General features: G+C 49.4%; 11 protein-coding genes. 2 read left to right on the plus strand and 9 right to left on the minus strand.

From position 1 onward, the window contains the following. Positions 1-2: 2 nt before the first annotated feature. From ACTJJJ_RS15700 to ACTJJJ_RS15740, 9 genes are all read right to left on the minus strand, one after another. Positions 3-1,697, minus strand: coding sequence for a hypothetical protein (locus tag ACTJJJ_RS15700; protein WP_188933549.1), 1,695 nt, complete (start codon positions 1,695-1,697; stop codon positions 3-5). Continuing rightward, on the minus strand, positions 1,694-2,614 hold the full coding sequence (locus tag ACTJJJ_RS15705) for a transketolase (RefSeq protein ID WP_188933547.1): 921 nt from the start codon (positions 2,612-2,614) through the stop codon (positions 1,694-1,696). Before ACTJJJ_RS15705 ends, ACTJJJ_RS15700 begins: the two co-directional genes overlap by 4 nt. 79 nt (positions 2,615-2,693) lie before the next feature. After that, positions 2,694-4,688, minus strand: coding sequence for an NAD-dependent epimerase/dehydratase family protein (locus ACTJJJ_RS15710; RefSeq protein WP_440702263.1), 1,995 nt, complete (start codon positions 4,686-4,688; stop codon positions 2,694-2,696). Then, positions 4,681-5,508, minus strand: coding sequence for a transketolase (locus tag ACTJJJ_RS15715; RefSeq protein WP_188933543.1), 828 nt, complete (start codon positions 5,506-5,508; stop codon positions 4,681-4,683). Before ACTJJJ_RS15715 ends, ACTJJJ_RS15710 begins: the two co-directional genes overlap by 8 nt. A gap of 117 nt (positions 5,509-5,625) precedes the next feature. Beyond that, on the minus strand, positions 5,626-7,482 hold the full coding sequence (locus ACTJJJ_RS15720) for a glycosyltransferase family 39 protein (RefSeq protein WP_440702264.1): 1,857 nt from the start codon (positions 7,480-7,482) through the stop codon (positions 5,626-5,628). Positions 7,483-7,541: 59 nt separating this feature from the next. Then, on the minus strand, positions 7,542-9,563 hold the full coding sequence (locus tag ACTJJJ_RS15725) for an OmpA family protein (protein WP_440702265.1): 2,022 nt from the start codon (positions 9,561-9,563) through the stop codon (positions 7,542-7,544). Between the two features lie 69 nt (positions 9,564-9,632). Further along, complete coding sequence (locus ACTJJJ_RS15730; protein ID WP_440702266.1) at positions 9,633-10,913, minus strand: apiosidase-like domain-containing protein; 1,281 nt, start codon at positions 10,911-10,913, stop codon at positions 9,633-9,635. A gap of 20 nt (positions 10,914-10,933) precedes the next feature. Beyond that, a complete protein-coding gene (gene rpe, locus ACTJJJ_RS15735; protein ID WP_440702267.1) occupies positions 10,934-11,581 on the minus strand; it encodes a ribulose-phosphate 3-epimerase in 648 nt (215 codons plus the stop codon). Between the two features lie 97 nt (positions 11,582-11,678). Further along, the gene (locus ACTJJJ_RS15740; protein ID WP_440702268.1) at positions 11,679-12,203 is read right to left on the minus strand and encodes a Uma2 family endonuclease; all 525 of its coding nucleotides are present in this window, start codon (positions 12,201-12,203) and stop codon (positions 11,679-11,681) included. 179 nt (positions 12,204-12,382) lie between these two features. Between ACTJJJ_RS15740 and ligA the strand changes: the two genes are divergently transcribed. After that, positions 12,383-14,470: an NAD-dependent DNA ligase LigA gene (gene ligA / locus ACTJJJ_RS15745; RefSeq protein WP_426293231.1), complete on the plus strand. Its 2,088-nt coding sequence runs from the start codon at positions 12,383-12,385 to the stop codon at positions 14,468-14,470. Positions 14,471-14,535: 65 nt separating this feature from the next. Next, complete coding sequence (dapA, locus tag ACTJJJ_RS15750; RefSeq protein WP_440702269.1) at positions 14,536-15,426, plus strand: 4-hydroxy-tetrahydrodipicolinate synthase; 891 nt, start codon at positions 14,536-14,538, stop codon at positions 15,424-15,426. Positions 15,427-15,492: the final 66 nt, after the last annotated feature.

Consider the following 15,492-nt stretch of genomic DNA (forward strand, 5'->3'; position numbering starts at 1 on the left):
GGTTACCAGTTAACTTTCACTTCTTTTTTACGGGTTTGTTTCACCGTCACGCGCTGGTCTTTGAACAGAATGCCGGTCTCGTTGCCCTGCTGATGGATCAGCGCCACTTTGTATGTACCCTTGTCCATTTCGGAGAACGGAATGTCGGCATAAAAGCCAGGGGCGAAGTAGTATTGTTTCAGGAACAGTTGCTTTCGGCTCGTGTTACGTGTGCGCAAGGCCGGGAAAATGTAATAGCATTCTTCTGAACTCAGGAGCACATACACACCGCTGTCCTGCAACCGCTGGCTGGTGAATGTGGTGTTACTGATTTTAATGGATGCAGTATCCGTCGTGAATGTGGTCTTATCATACAAATCGACCATTCCACGCGAGCTACCGGCATAATTCTGACGGTCGGCGATGGCGATAAGCGGCAGCCACTTGTCGTAGATCACCGGTGTTTTTTCCACGATATTGGCCGTAAACGATGTGTCTGTGGGGTATTTCAATGACTTATCCGTAAATGTCCAATTGAACTGCCAGGTTACCAGCTGCTTTCTCAGATTATAGGCGTCCACCAGATGATAATGGTAGCTGAACACATTAAAGGTAACTGCAAGCGCGATGATGGCCGTAATGTAAGGCGAAAGAAAGCTGCCGCGGATCGGAACCACCACATAGATATAGGCGATGATCAGCAACAGTACCGAATAGATTTTATAGCGGCTCGTGATCAATCCTTCCAGACCAAAACCTGCGCGGGTATAAACCACGATTAACGCCGTTCCGAGGATAAAAAGGATTGCGCCGAGGCAGAACAGATCGGTCGTCCGCTCGAACTTTACGGAATACTTGTTGCGTGCAATACGGAAAAGGGTAGTAGAAGCAATGGAAATCGCTACCAAAAACAGCACGATACCAATAAAAAGGCAAACCTTGAAATGATCCAGCACCGGAATGGACTCTGCAAATGAGCCCAGGAACGCCATGTAGCCCTTCGCAAGTTGGAGAATACCGGCTTTCGATTCCGGATTGGATTCAGGTTTGGTATACCAATAAAAATAGCAGACGATCTCGGCAATGCTGATGATGATCCACAGTGCAAACCGCTTCCGGTTCTGTGCCAGGAAAAGCAGGATAGCACCTAAGGGTAACACCATCAACCCGTTACCGCTTGTCAGTACGGTTACCACGCTCAGCAGCATAGCAATCGAGAAAGGTAACACTTTGGGATTGATAACCAGGTATAACGTCCAGAGTACGAGCGTAACAACGCCGAGATTCTGAACGGCCGCCATTCCCCAGTACATATTTTCCCAGAATGCGAGCGTCATCCACAGGAATGGAATGGGTACCAATGCGAAAAGCGGCTTTTTATTCTTTTTGAGCAGATCATACCACAGCGGAATCGCCGCCAGGAGCATGATATTGCCTGCGGTCATCAGATGCCGGAAGTTCAGATGTCCGAAAACGGCATAATCAATCCACGCAAAAAGTCGGGTCAGCGCGATGCGGTGTTCGTTATGCTGCTTGAAAAGCGCCTTGATTTTTCCCTTCCAGTCACCGGCCTGCGCGTATTCGGCGATGAAATTTTTCAGCGCATGGTCGTCCCACTTAGGGATATTGATGGCATAGTAATCCCAAACCGTGAAATAAATGGCGACGGGTAACAGCAGGATCAGGCTCAGGATAATGGTTAAAGCCTTTTTCGTCATGCCGTGATCATTAGTTGGCTGATGCTCGACAATATCGAATCCGCGTCCAGTCCGGAAAGCTTCTGGTGGTAGCTTTGGCTGCCGTAGCGGCTATTGGGGTAGCCTTCCGCTTTCAGACTTTTAAATACCGATGGGAAAATACCTTTTTCCAGTAACTGAACTGAAAGCTGCTGAGCCAAACCACCGGTGCTGATATGTTCTTCGGCCACAAGTATTGCCGGTGCTTTTCTGACCAGCGCAATCAGTTCGTCGGTCAGTTCCAGCGGGAAATGCAGGGCAGTGACCACGTTCACCTTTTCGGCCAGCTCGGGAGTAAGCCCCAGCGCCGATAGCACATTGTTGGCAACCGGGCCCAATGCAAAAACGGTCATTTCGGCGTGGGCTGGCTGGTGTATTACTTTAAATGAACCTGTCAGATAGCTGTTTGCAGGGGTAGTTTTTCCGGCGCCAAGGCGTAGGTAGGCGGGCCGCGCGTCGGCAGCGATCTGCTGCACAACAGGTATCACCTCGTCGGCGAACGCGGGCACCCACACCTGGGCATTCTGCTGGCCGCTCAAACATGCCAGGTCCTCGATGGTATGGTGGCTGCTGCCCATAATACCGTACCCGTATCCGCCGCCATTACCAACCAGGAATACCGGTAAGTTGTTGAAGCATACGTCGTTACGGAACTGTTCGAGGCAGCGGTACACGATAAACGGCGCAATGCTGTAACAGAATACTTTATAACCTTTGTGCGCAAAGCCAGCAGCTACGCCCACCATATTCTGCTCCGCAACACCGGCATTGATAAACCGCTTGCCCATTTTGGCCTGCAAGTTCTCCAATGCATTATATCCTAGATCGCCCGTGATGAAAATGACGGAGTCGTCTTCCACCGCGAGGTCTTCTATGGCTGTTGAAAATTCTTTTCTCATCGTTAAGTGGGCGCCAGGCCGATTGATTGCTTAACTTAAATGGATTAGTTGCCTAATCGGTTGATATCACGCAATTTAGCTACTTTCTCAATTGTTTCACCAAAGCCCGGATCTCGTCGGCAGTTTTATATGCCTTCGAACCGCGCCGAATTCTGGTGCGGATATACTTAGGACGTTTTTTAGTCTCTTCGAATATCTTGGTAATGTATTCTCCAAGAAACGAAATACCCAGAATCGTAAGCCCACCGAAGAAGACTATCAGGATAATTACGGTGCTGAGGCCTCTCGGCGTATCCGGGAAGAAAAAGAATTTGGCCAGTATCTGCCAAACAATTCCCAAAATAGATAGGGCGGTGAGGCCGAATCCCGCATAACTCATCAGTTCCAATGGAGCAAAACTGAATGAGAAGATAGCCTTTTTAGCCCACCAGATGTTTTTCGTCCAGTTGTTGGTCGAAACGCCGAACATCCTTTCCGGACGTACGTAAGGAACTCCGGTCTGTTTGAAACCTACCCACGCACGCAAGCCGCGCAGGAACTGTTCTGTTTCGGGCAAATCCACCAGTTCTTTTACCACCTTGCGGTCTATCATCGAGAAATCGCCGGCATCGCGTGGTATTGGAATGTAACTGAGTCCCTGGAATATCTTATAGAACGATTTATAAAAGAAATGGATATGCGGCTTCATTTCGCGCTGTACGCGTACGCCGTACACGACGTCGTAGCCATCCATCCATTTTTCGTAGAATGCCGGGATAATTTCGGGTGGGTCCTGCAAGTCGCCGTCCATCAGCACCACGCAATCGCCGGTTGCGATTTCCATTCCGCTCAGGAATGCCGATTGTGAACCGAAGTTACGCGAGTGGCTGATTCCGACCACATTCGGGTCTTTGTCGCAAATTGCATTGATCACTTCCTCCTGGTTGTCAGGGGAGCTGTCGTTGACGAAGATAATCTCGTAGCGGACTTTTAGTTCATTGAACGTCTTGACAAGCCTCTCGTACATGAACGGGATCGCCTGCGCGTCCTTGTAACAGGCTATGATCGCCGTGATGACCGGGTTGAGTTTTGGATTTTCAAAAGCCGGGATCAAGCGTTCTTCATATTGAATAGCATCCTGCCATTTGCTGTACCGTGTCAGGCCGTCTTCCAGGGAAGTCCGGGCTTTCCAGCCGAAATCGGTTTCAAATGCGGTAGGGTCGCCAAACCATTCGGCAAGGTCCCATTTACGGTTCGACATGCTGCCCCATTCCGGCTCTTTCGCAATTGAAAATGCCTTGCGGGTTACTTCCACGAGGTCGCCCATCGTCGTTTTGCGGCCGGTAGCGATATTATAGGAGCGTCCCGATTTTTCGTCGTCGATTTTCAATGCAGCATCGAGAAATGCTTCGACGCAATCTTCCACAAATACAAAATCGCGGCTGATATCGGGTGATACCAGGGAAGGAAGCCCTTTTCTGCGGGCATTCTCGATCAGTCTCGGGATCAGCCGGTCGGGTTCTTCCCAATATCCGTAAATCGAGTAAAGGCGCAGGTTGAGCGTTTTCAGTCCTGCAACTTTGGCATAATATTCGAGCAAATATGCTGCCGAAACCTTGGAAACCGCATAATGGCTATTCGGTTCCACACGGTCGGTTTCTTTGGGAGAAGTACAGTTGAAACCATACTCGGAACTGCTTCCGGCATGGATGTAAACCATATCCTTCGTGCAATTTTGAAGGATGTTGACTGTTCCGAGTACATTCGTCTCGTAGGTCAGGTTCACATTATTTTGTTTACTATACGCACCGTAAGCCGCAAGGTTGAAAATCGTTTGCGGTTTGTATTTTTCAAATACTTCCTTAATCGAATTGTCGGAAAGAATGTCGCAGTGAATGATGTTTTCAAACGGGACATTCAGCAGTTTCAAGCGCCACGCTTTGGTGGCGTCGTGCGTTACTGCATAGCAATCCTTCCGGATTTTGAATATATCATTGAAGAGATTGGCGCCGATGAAGCCGCTGGCACCGAAAACAAAAACTGGCCCTTTTAATTTCTCTATTTTATCGCGGTAAACCGGTAAATGATCAAGCATTCGTCAATTCATTAAGATAACGTTCCTTTACTTCCAGTGTAGCTTGCTCATACTGGTCTTTATTCATGGGCAGGTAATGCCATTCCAATTTGTTCTCCATATAGGAAACCCCTTTTCCTTTGACAGTGTTGGCAATGATCGCTTTGGGCAGCCCGTTCTTATGTTCCTTCAATTCGCTGATTGCCGCGCTGATGGCTGCAATGTCGTGACCATCCACTTCGACGGTTTCAAAACCGATTGCTTTCCATTTTTCCACGGAAGCGGTTTCTCCCAGAACTTTGTCGGTGAATCCGAAACCCTGCAAGCCATTCTTGTCGATGAGCATGATCAGGTTGTCGAGCTGGTTCTGAATAGCATAGTGGGCGGCCTCCCAGGTGGTACCCTCGTTGGTTTCTCCATCAGACAGCAGCGTAAAGGAATACGTTGCTTCTTCGCCGACCTTGGCTGCATGGGCAATGCCCGTTGCAATGGGTAATCCGTGGCCCAGCGAACCGGTAGCAAAAGGAATGCCTTTGTACTGGCGCGGTGCGGGGTGCGCAGGTAAAGTGGTGCCGTCGAGGTAGAATGTATCGAGCTCTTCGTCGGTAATTTCGCCAAGGGTGTTGAGGCAGGCGTAAAGCGCGGCCGCAGCGTGGCCTTTGGAAAGAATGAAAGTATCGTCGACCGATTTTTGGAGAAAAAGGACCGCGATCATCAGGTCAATGCAGCTGAGCGAGCAACCAATGTGGCCCGCGTTGGCCTGGTGGTAAAGCCCCAGTATTTTCAGGCGAAGCTCGCCGCTCAACTGTTTCGGGTCTTTTAATATCTCTGCTGCTGTCATGCCTGATGTTGTATGTCGATGTAAGGTATTGCCTGCAAAATAACGGCCAGATCTCCGGTTTTAAGTCCGCAATATACGAAATCTTATTGGACGGCTCTGTCAAAACAACCTTGCCGCTTACTCAAAACCGTAACGTTTGCCGGTCAATTTCATGATTTCGACAGGCTCCGTCCGGCCTTTTTTTCTGATCCAGATCCGCTCGTTCTGAGTGGTATCCATAGCCTGGACATACTGCGCGTCTTTCGGGAAATAGAGGTTGGTAATCTGCGCATCGTGGATCGAGTAGGGGAGGAATGTCCTGTCCATTTCCGAAGTGATCTCGTAGCGAGGGGATGGGTAGTAAACCGTGTCGCCGGGCTGATAAGTCGCTTCGATCTTCTTCGCTGCCTCTATGTAAGGGTTCGGCACGCGCGGTACGGCGAAGTATCCGTATTTCGGCGAGCGGTCTTCATAGAATTCTTTTAACCTCAATCCTACAAAATAAAGCTGAGCTGCCAGGAACACGAAAATAAGTACCCTGAACTCCGCCTGCAAAGTGGTGTAGAATTGCAGCAAAAGGCTCAGCAGAATGATCACATAAGGAAATGAAAACCCTGAATAGCGCTGCGTAATGCCGTAAGTATGCCCATTTTTGAATGACATCAGGATCAGGAACAATGTCGGTACGAGCGCCATCATATACAGCAGCCAGAGCCGGCTCCGCTGCTCACGGCTTGCATTTTTATGTAGGTCAGGAATGAAGGACAAAGCAAACAGGCTGACGCTTAAAATGCTGAACTGGAGTTTGTGATTAGTAAAAAAGAAAGAAACCAAAATGATCAGCAAATACGGGAAACGTGGTGTCAGCCAGGCTGGCGTATTGATTTTGTCCTTAAAACGGTACCAGCATATCAGTATCAATGCCGCCACCAGCGCAATCGCCACATTCTTTTTACCTCCCAGTGCATCGGTAAGGCCATTGGTGAAAATGACGAGGTCGGTAAAAACAGGCAGCGATTTGTTGAAGACGTTAATAGGCGTTGCCGGAGGGATGTTGCCGAACGTCTGTTCGCCCGTTTCGGCCATTCGCCGATACAAATCGGCCTGATGTTGCAACGATGACAATGTGTAAACACCGCCTCCGAACATCAGCCACCAGGTAACCCCCGAAAGCGTGAATACCGCCGCGATGGCCATTCGAACCCAGCCTTTGAAGGTTCTCAGGAAGAACAATGCATAAACCGCATGCGCCAGCAGCACCGAAATTACCAGAAAGTGGCTGAGAAGCCCAAGCCCGGCGGAGCATACATAACCGATGTATAACCAGAGTGTATTTCGTTTACTGGCTTTATTTTCAATGATTTGTAAAAAGAAATAAGTCGCGGCCAACGTCAGGAAAAAGGTGAGCGAATAGTTGCGTGCCTGGTGGCTGTAAGCGATAAAAAAGGGTTCAATGGCTGTAATGCCGGCTGCTATCAATGCGGTATTAATGCCAAAGAACCTCCTTGCGAAGGCATACGTCAATGCAATGATCAACACGCTGAAAATGACCGAAAAGAAGCGTATCGAGAAATCGGAAAAGCCAAAAATATCGATCCACGGATGGAGGAGCGAGTAATAGAAGGGACTGTTTCCAATGTCGCTGCGCGTCATCGCCTCGTAATAATCCGGAATCGATTTCGGGGCCCAGAATTCGGCAGGCGTGAATGTTTTGGGATGAAAAACTTCGTTAGCGGTAAATGAACGGAGTACGCCTTTTGGAGGAGTTTCCGGCGTCGTCCAGAAACGGGAATCGACCAGTTCGCGCGTCGCAAATGCCTCTTTCTGATTGGCTCCTTCCAATACAATGCCCTGGCTGACGAGCAATGTGCTCACTTCATCAAAGAAAATACTGTAACGATCGAGATGGTAGAGCCTTAAAGCAAGACCAGCAAGCAGAATGAGGGAGAGTATAAGCCTTGACCGCAGGGTTTCCTTGGTTTGGTTGAGAGACATTAGTGCGTTCGCTGATGGACGCCGCGAAAATAAGGAAATTTCCCGTTATAGGATATTTTTTAGATTTTAAGAATTGTAAACTCTACTCTGCGGTTTTTCTGGCGTGTCTGTTCCGTGAGGTTGCTGGCGATGGGGCGCGCCGGGCCCCAGGCCTTGGTTTGAATGCGCTTGCCGTCGATGCCTTTGGATAACAGGTATTTTTTTACCTGTTCCACACGGTCCGCCGAGAGTTTGACATTCTTTTGTACTTCACCCTGGTTGTCGGTATGGCCTTCCAGCAATATTTCCATCGTTGGATAGGTCTTCATCGTCTCCGCGATCTTGTCGAGCTCGGCAAATGACGACGGGATCACTTCCGCGCTGCTTTGGGAAAACATCGTATTGCTAAGCCTGATCTGCTGTCCTGCCTTGATTGGTTGCAGGTAGATGTTCTTCCGGATGGTGCGGAAACTGGTTTCTGCGCTCAGGTCCATATCTTCCGCAACCGGGAAATGGCCCTCACCGGAAGCCGTAATGCGGTATATCTCCTTCAATGGAAGTATCAGCCGGTATTCGCCTGTTTCCGGGTCGAAACTAGCGGTTGCGAAGGAGCTATTGGTGCTTTTAATGTCGGCGACAATGTCCGATTTTACCGGCTTGTTCGTCTCTGCTTCCAGAATGCTTCCGCTTACGACCGCCACCGGATCCGGCTTGATCTCGGGCGTCATGCGGATGCGGAAAATATCTTCCTGTCCTAAAACCTTGTCACTTGCGCTGAAATAGGCATAATCTCCGGTTGCCGGGATGTTGATAAATGCATCCCAAAGTGGTGAGTTCACCGCCGGGCCAAGGTTTTCGGGTGTAGACCAGTTCAGCCAGGTGTCATCGAGGCGGCGGGTGAGGAAGAGGTCGCCTTCTCCGTAACCTGCGTGGCCTTGCGAAGAGAAATACAAGGTTTTGTTGTCCAATGCGAGAAAAGGCGTTCCTTCGGTGTCGGCGGTGTTGATCACGCCGCCCAGGTTTCGCGGTTCGGACCATGTATTGTCTTTTTGTAAAAATGATATATAAAGGTCTTTACCACCCTCCGAATCAAGTCCTTCCACAGACATGATGAGCACGTTTTCGAATGGAGATACTGTGATTTCCAGGGTTTTCGCCGTCTTTATCAGGTTGGTGATCCGCGATGTACGCGGGAATCCCCAGCCTGATTTGGTTTTAAAGGAACGTGAAAATCCGAAATACAAACTGCCGTCGGGCCGGTACTCATTGATCAGGTAAATCGTTTTTCCGTCGGCCGAAATACTGGTAATCGCATTATCTCCCGCATTGTTGATAGGTGGGCCTATATTGGTCGCATCCGCCCATTGCCCCTGATCGTTGAGCGTCGAATACCAGACGTCCTGACGGGCTGGTGAGCCGATATTGCCTTCGAAATTATTCCTCGTAAAATAGAGCGTTTTTCCATCCGGCGCGATAATGGGCGCCACTTCCTGACCTTTGGAGTTGATCGCCTTACCCATATTCTCCTTTTGCGCTTTGAGCTGAGACGCGACAAAATTGATTTTTGCCTCTACTGGTGTCGCATCAGGGGAAATACCGATCGCGTCGATCTGGTTGAAACCCGAAACTTTGCCCGGTTGCAGGACTACTTTCACCGCATTAGCCTGGATGTTCTGTTTGGGGAAAATATGGAGCATCCGGCCTCTTACAGTCTGCTGGGCAGCTGGTGTTTCAGAAACCAGGTATTCTTTGCCGGCGGGATCGTATGCATATACCCGCACAACAGCGCCGGGGTTGAAGTTCTCAGCAATCGCAATCTGTTTTAATGGAATGGCTTTGTCAAAACCAACTTTGATCCATTCCTCGTTACGCCCGTCGGCGTCGGCTGGCGACCAGGCGCAGGGGCTGTCGCCAAAATCCGGCAGCTTGCTGGGAACGCCGAGGATCTGTTTGGAGCGGTAGGCGTGGCCTATTTGCGACGGGCGGTATTCGGAAGAATAGCCCAGCACCTTGTTTGCCCATAACACCTCCTGGCAGTACGCGGATAGCGGCATTGCTGCCAGTAATATGCCAAAAAGGGTGTTTGTAAATGTCAAGCGCATGGGGTCGTCAGATACCGGCCGGGGTTTTCAATATCTGGTAATATATTAATAATACAAAAAAATGTCAATCTACTGCTTGGCGCCGATGAGGAGTATCCAGTCCCATTCAGGCTGAGAGTCGGGTGGCTGAACGATCGCTTCTTCTTCAATTTTCAGATCCTTTCCGTTCCACCTTTTGCCGGTGCGCGGGCTGTACCAAACCGCACCGAACAGGCTTCCTTCCAAATGTTTGAGGTTCAGGCGCACTGGTCGCGAGGTAGGAATGTAAAGCATGGCCATCTTTTTATTCGAAAGCGAAACAATGCCTATCTCGGCCCTGTCGAGTGAGTCTGTGAGGAGGTCGGGCGTATCCGGCTGCATATATTCCCACGGAATGCCTTTGAGGATTTTTACCATCTGGTGAATGTATTCGGCACCGTCTTTGGTAATGTTGACTTTCCAGGTTGGATTAAAGTTCTTGATCGTGCTCATGTGACAGAAACCGGCCGCCGAGCTTAGAACGGATTGATAGGCCTGGTTGCGGATGAGCGTCGACTGGTCGGTGATTTCCTTTGGGAACTCCGAATTGGCGATCAGGAACGGCCTTAATGCCGCTTCCGCCGAGTTTTTCTGCCAGTTAGCCAATGCGGCATATTCGGCAGGGGTTACCGTGGAGTCGGGAATAATGAATTTAAGCTCCGAGTGATTGGGTGAATTGTCGTTCACGCTCGTGGGTGAGCAGGTATTGAGCGAGGCCACGATCTGTCCGTCGGATTCCGCCCGGATACCTTCGGAAATGGCTTTAAATTGAGAGGCACTCTGGTACTCTTCTTCGCTGATGATCCAGATAATGTTGGAGTATTTCGAAAAATGCCTTCCTACATAAGTCCCGTAACTTTTCCAAGCTTCTTCTTTTTGGGTATCAAAAACCGTGTTCCAGCTCTGCCGCGACACCACAATGCCAACCACCAGATTACGTTCCCTGGCCGCTATAACGATCTTTTCAAGGTAATCGAAATAGGGCTTATTAGGCTTTGAAAGATCATTATTGTCAAGAAACGGCGCTACCTTATTGAAATTCCGCTGATTGGGCAGTGCGGGAAGTAAATGCACCAGGAAGGTGTTGAACGACTGCGATTTGCGGATGTCCATATACTGAACCGCTTCGGTATAGCTCAGTTTCCGAAGCATTTGCCAGGCTACATCGGCCACCATCAGGAACGACGTACCGTTGTTGTCGGTAATATGCCTGCCATTTGGACTGATTTTCAACGGAAATTTTGCAGAGGCCTGATCTTCTTTTTGAAATGCAAACGCTGTCAGAAGTATGCAGGCCAGCAAAATGAGAGCCAGTGATTTTGAAATTTTCATGGGTGTCAGCTAAATGAATGCTAGCTATTTCCCAGCTCGGTGATCGTTTGTATGGGGTCGGGCGAGGTGAAAACGAAGCTGCCTGCCACGAGGATGTCCACGCCTTCGCGCACAAGCCGGGGCGCGTTGTTGAGGTTAACGCCGCCGTCTACCTCTATCTTGAAGTTGTAGCCGAATTTTTTCCGGTAGGCGTCCAGCGCTGCGATTTTCCGGTAGCTGTTTTCAATGAACTTTTGGCCGCCAAAACCGGGGTTCACAGACATGATCAGGATCAGCGAAACATCGCCCATAATCTCACTCAAAACTTCCACCGGTGTATGCGGATTGAGTGCCACACCCGGTTCCGCGCCGAGTTCTCTGATGTGTTGGATCGTGCTGTGCAAATGCGGACAAGCTTCGTAATGCACCGTAAGCACCGACGCACCTGCATTACGGAATGCTTCGAGGTAGCGGTCGGGCTGCTCAATCATCAAATGTACGTCCAGCGGCTTTTGGGCATGTTTATGAATGGCCTCGCAAACGGGAAGTCCGAAGGAAATATTGGGGACGAACATGCCGTCCATAATGTCGACGTGAATATAACCTGCGGAACTGCTGTTGATCATTTCGACGTCGCGTTGCAGGTTTGCAAAATCCGCGGCCAGTATAGAAGGGGCAATTTCAGCCATGAAATCAGAAGCTAGTAATGATTAATGAGGCCGAAATTAGTGAATTTATGGGGAAGGCGGGTAATTCAAAGGTTTTGCATTGCTAACCGCCTGTTAATCATTTGATAATAGCATTGACAGGGAATGATAACCCTTCCAGAACCTTCGAATGCACACTGTCCTGCCTCAAAAACATGCCGTACAGCTCATATTGGCGATCGACAAGGGTATAAACCTCAATGCAAACCTGCTCGGGAAACACAATCCAGCATTCAAGAACGCCGTATCGTTCATAAATATCCTTTTTGATAACGGTATCCATCTTCTTCGAACCGGGAGAGACGATTTCAATAACGAGGTCGGGCACGCCGCGTACCCAATCCTGTAAAATCTCCTGGTTTTGTTTGGATACAAAGAGGATATCTGGTTGCAGATGATTGAAGTCTTGCTCGAAAATAACATCGAATGGAGCATGGAATAGTTCACCCAAATCAAATTTTGCCAGATGATTCAGTAAGAGCCATTCCAATCTCATGGAGGCTCTTTGATGGAGCAATCTAGGGCTAGGCGACATGATTTCCTCCCCGTTGATAATCTGCGTCAGATCCGGATTGTAGTAAATGGTCGGTTCCAGGGGTTTCATAAGCTTTGCCGTTTTGAACGAAAATACAAAAAATGTGTGACCTACTGAGCATGTGATGGATAGGTGAATGTCCCATTGATACGCATGAACCCGCAATTGGTAACACATCGGTTATCGAATGCTCAGAATTTGGAATAAATCTTAAATTTGGGCCGAATCATCAAGCCGCCGTGACCATTATGAATCCCGAACAGAGAATCCAGGAGCTTTCCGAAAAGCTGCATTACTATAATGACCGCTATTACCAGGAGAGCGTGTCTGAAATATCCGATTATGAATTTGACCAGTTGCTCAAAGAGCTGCAAGCCCTGGAAAATCAGTATCCGGAATTCAAACAGGACGATTCGCCCACGCAGCGGGTTGGCGGGACGGTAACCAAGGCGTTCAATGCGGTGTACCACCGTTACCCAATGCTGTCGCTTGACAATACTTATAACGAGGAGGAGCTCCGCAGTTTCGACGACCGCGTACGCCGGGGATTGGATGGCGAGGCTTACGAATATATATGTGAGCTGAAATTCGATGGGATTTCCCTCAGTTTCACCTACGAAAACGGCGTCCTCGTGCGCGGCGTGACGCGCGGCGACGGTACGCGCGGGGACGAGATCACCAATAATGTCAAAACGATCCGCTCGCTGCCACTACGCGTGAAGGCCGACAACCTGCCGCCATTGTTCGAAATTCGCGGGGAGGGTTTCATGCCGACTTCTTCATTTCAAAAACTGAATGAGGAAATGGATACATTAGGAGAAAACCAGTATGCCAATCCCCGCAATGCGGCTTCCGGCTCGTTTAAATTGCAGGATTCTGCCGAAACGGCGCGTCGTGGGCTCGATTGTTACCTCTATTACTTTTTGTCGGATGATGATTATTTCAAAAGTCACGAGGAAAGCCTGCTAGGCATCAAATCATGGGGTTTCAATGTCTCGCCGGGCTGGAAGAAAGTCTCTAATATCGACGAGGTCATCGAGTACATTCATGAATGGGAGGAGAAGCGGATGCATTTGCCGCTCGCTACGGATGGCATTGTGATTAAGGTAAACTCATTTGCTCAGCAAAAAGAACTTGGTTTTACGGCTAAAAGTCCACGCTGGGCGATTTCCTATAAATATAAGGCCGAAAACAAACCTGCCGTGCTGCGGATGGTAACCTACCAGGTAGGCCGGACGGGTGCTGTGACGCCTGTCGCAAACCTGTGCGACCTCTCCGAGCGCGCATTGCCTTACAACCAGGTGAAAGGTGTGCATTTGTCGGGTACGCGGGTGAAGCGGGCGACTTTGCATAATGCCAACGAGCTGGAAAGGCTTGGTATCCGCATTGGGGATACGGTTTTTGTGGAAAAAAGCGGGGAGATTATCCCGAAGATTACGGGCGTAGACGTTTCGCAACGCGAAAAGTACGAAACCGAGGAGATCGTTTTCCCGACGCATTGCCCAGAATGTAATTCGGAATTGCAGCGCAACGAAGGCGAAGTGGCATTTTTCTGCCCGAACGACAGCCATTGCCCGCCGCAATTGAAAGGGCGCATCGAACATTTCATTCACCGAAAGGCGATGAATATCGAAAGTTTGGGTGAAGGCAAAATAGAGCTCCTATTTGATCTGGATCTTGTGCGCACGCCCGCGGACCTGTACGATCTCAATTACGACAAGCTGCTGGGCCTGGAAAAGAACCTGGTCAACGAAGAAACCGGAAAGGTCAAAAAGATCAGTTTCCGTGAGAAAACGGTCGACAATATCCTCAAAGGCATCGATTTGTCGCGAACGGTTCCATTTAAAAATGTGCTTTTTGCATTGGGCATTCGCTTCGTAGGCCAGACTGTGGCCGAAAAGCTGGCCGCCTATTTTAAATCCATGCGGGCATTGCGGGCCGCTTCCTATGATCAGCTCGTTGCAGTACCTGAAATCGGCGGCCGCATTGCGTTGAGCATCGAATCGTTTTTCAGTGTGCCGGAAAATCAGCTGCTCGTTGAGCGATTGGAGCAAGCCGGGTTGCAAATGGAAGGCGACGAAAAACCGGTGGAAATTGAAAGCGACCTGCTGGATGGCAAGACGTTTGTGATTTCGGGTGTTTTCGAAAATTTCGAGCGGGACGAGCTGAAAGAGAAGATCGAAGCGAATGGCGGAAAAGTGCTTAGCGGGGTATCCGGAAAGCTCAACTATTTGCTCGCAGGAGCGAATATGGGGCCTTCCAAGCTCGAAAAAGCGCGGAAACTGGGCGTAACCATCCTCTCCGAGGAAGAATTTTTAGCAATGATTGGAAATTAAGTAAAGAAAATAGCCCCGGAAGGCTAACTTTGTGTTTTAAAATCTAACAATTATATAAGTAAATAATGCCATTGGACCAACGTTTCAAAGGGGTAGGGGCCGCGCTGATCACACCTTTTGATGAACAGAATGAGATTGATTATCCGGGTCTGAAGAGACTGATCGACCTGGTGACGGAAGGTGGTACGGACTACCTGGTAGTACAAGGAACAACTGGCGAGTCGCCGACAGTTACTTCCAAGGAAAAGCGTGATATCCTGGCATTTACAATCCAAAACAACTATAAGAAGCTCCCGATTGTGTACGGCATCGGAAGCAATGATACCCAGTCGGTATTGGATACCATTAAGGAAACCGATTTCACGGGCGTGGATGCGATCCTGTCGGTTTGTCCTTATTACAACAAACCAACCCAGGAGGGCATTATCGCACATTTTACAGCCATCGCCGACGCTTCGCCGGTGCCTGTGCTGTTGTACAATGTTCCCGGACGTACGGTAATTAATATGAAGGCGGATACCATCGTGAAGCTGGCCTCGCACCCGAACATCATCGGGATCAAAGACGCGGGCGGCAGCATCGAGCAGAGTATGGAACTCGCCTCGCGCGTGCCCGAAGACTTTTTGCTGCTGTCGGGCGACGACAACCTGGTAACCACTATGGTGAGCGTTGGCTGGCACGGCGTTATTTCCGTGATTGCCAATGCATTCCCGAAAGAATTCCACGATCTCACCTGGGCTGCGCTCGAAGGCCGTTTCAAAGAAGCTGCCAGACTGCAACTCGCATTCCTGGAATTCGATACATTGCTTTACATCGAATCGAACCCGGTAGGGATCAAAAAATGCCTGGAAATTAAAGGTATTTGCAGCTCGGATGTACGTTTGCCATTGCTGAAAGCATCGAAAGAACTGGGCGAGAAGCTGGCAAAGGCGATGGTTCGCGAAGGGTTTATGTGACAATAAAAGTCAGGAATAGTCAGGTGTAGTTATTTGGTATTCACGGCTCTATAATTATATTTTCAG

It is taken from the genome of Dyadobacter sp. 22481 (assembly GCF_052044875.1).
Lineage (GTDB): Bacteria > Bacteroidota > Bacteroidia > Cytophagales > Spirosomataceae > Dyadobacter > Dyadobacter endophyticus.

Coding starts and splice junctions, on each gene's coding strand:
- ACTJJJ_RS15720 (WP_440702264.1), bottom strand. CDS start 7,482: ATGTCTCTCAACCAAACCAAGGAAACCCTGCGGTCAAGGCTTATACTC.
- dapA (WP_440702269.1), top strand. CDS start 14,536: ATGCCATTGGACCAACGTTTCAAAGGGGTAGGGGCCGCGCTGATCACA.
- rpe (WP_440702267.1), bottom strand. CDS start 11,581: ATGGCTGAAATTGCCCCTTCTATACTGGCCGCGGATTTTGCAAACCTG.
- ACTJJJ_RS15700 (WP_188933549.1), bottom strand. CDS start 1,697: ATGACGAAAAAGGCTTTAACCATTATCCTGAGCCTGATCCTGCTGTTA.
- ACTJJJ_RS15715 (WP_188933543.1), bottom strand. CDS start 5,508: ATGACAGCAGCAGAGATATTAAAAGACCCGAAACAGTTGAGCGGCGAG.
- ACTJJJ_RS15730 (WP_440702266.1), bottom strand. CDS start 10,913: ATGAAAATTTCAAAATCACTGGCTCTCATTTTGCTGGCCTGCATACTT.
- ACTJJJ_RS15740 (WP_440702268.1), bottom strand. CDS start 12,203: ATGAAACCCCTGGAACCGACCATTTACTACAATCCGGATCTGACGCAG.
- ligA (WP_426293231.1), top strand. CDS start 12,383: ATGAATCCCGAACAGAGAATCCAGGAGCTTTCCGAAAAGCTGCATTAC.
- ACTJJJ_RS15710 (WP_440702263.1), bottom strand. CDS start 4,688: ATGCTTGATCATTTACCGGTTTACCGCGATAAAATAGAGAAATTAAAA.
- ACTJJJ_RS15705 (WP_188933547.1), bottom strand. CDS start 2,614: ATGAGAAAAGAATTTTCAACAGCCATAGAAGACCTCGCGGTGGAAGAC.
- ACTJJJ_RS15725 (WP_440702265.1), bottom strand. CDS start 9,563: ATGCGCTTGACATTTACAAACACCCTTTTTGGCATATTACTGGCAGCA.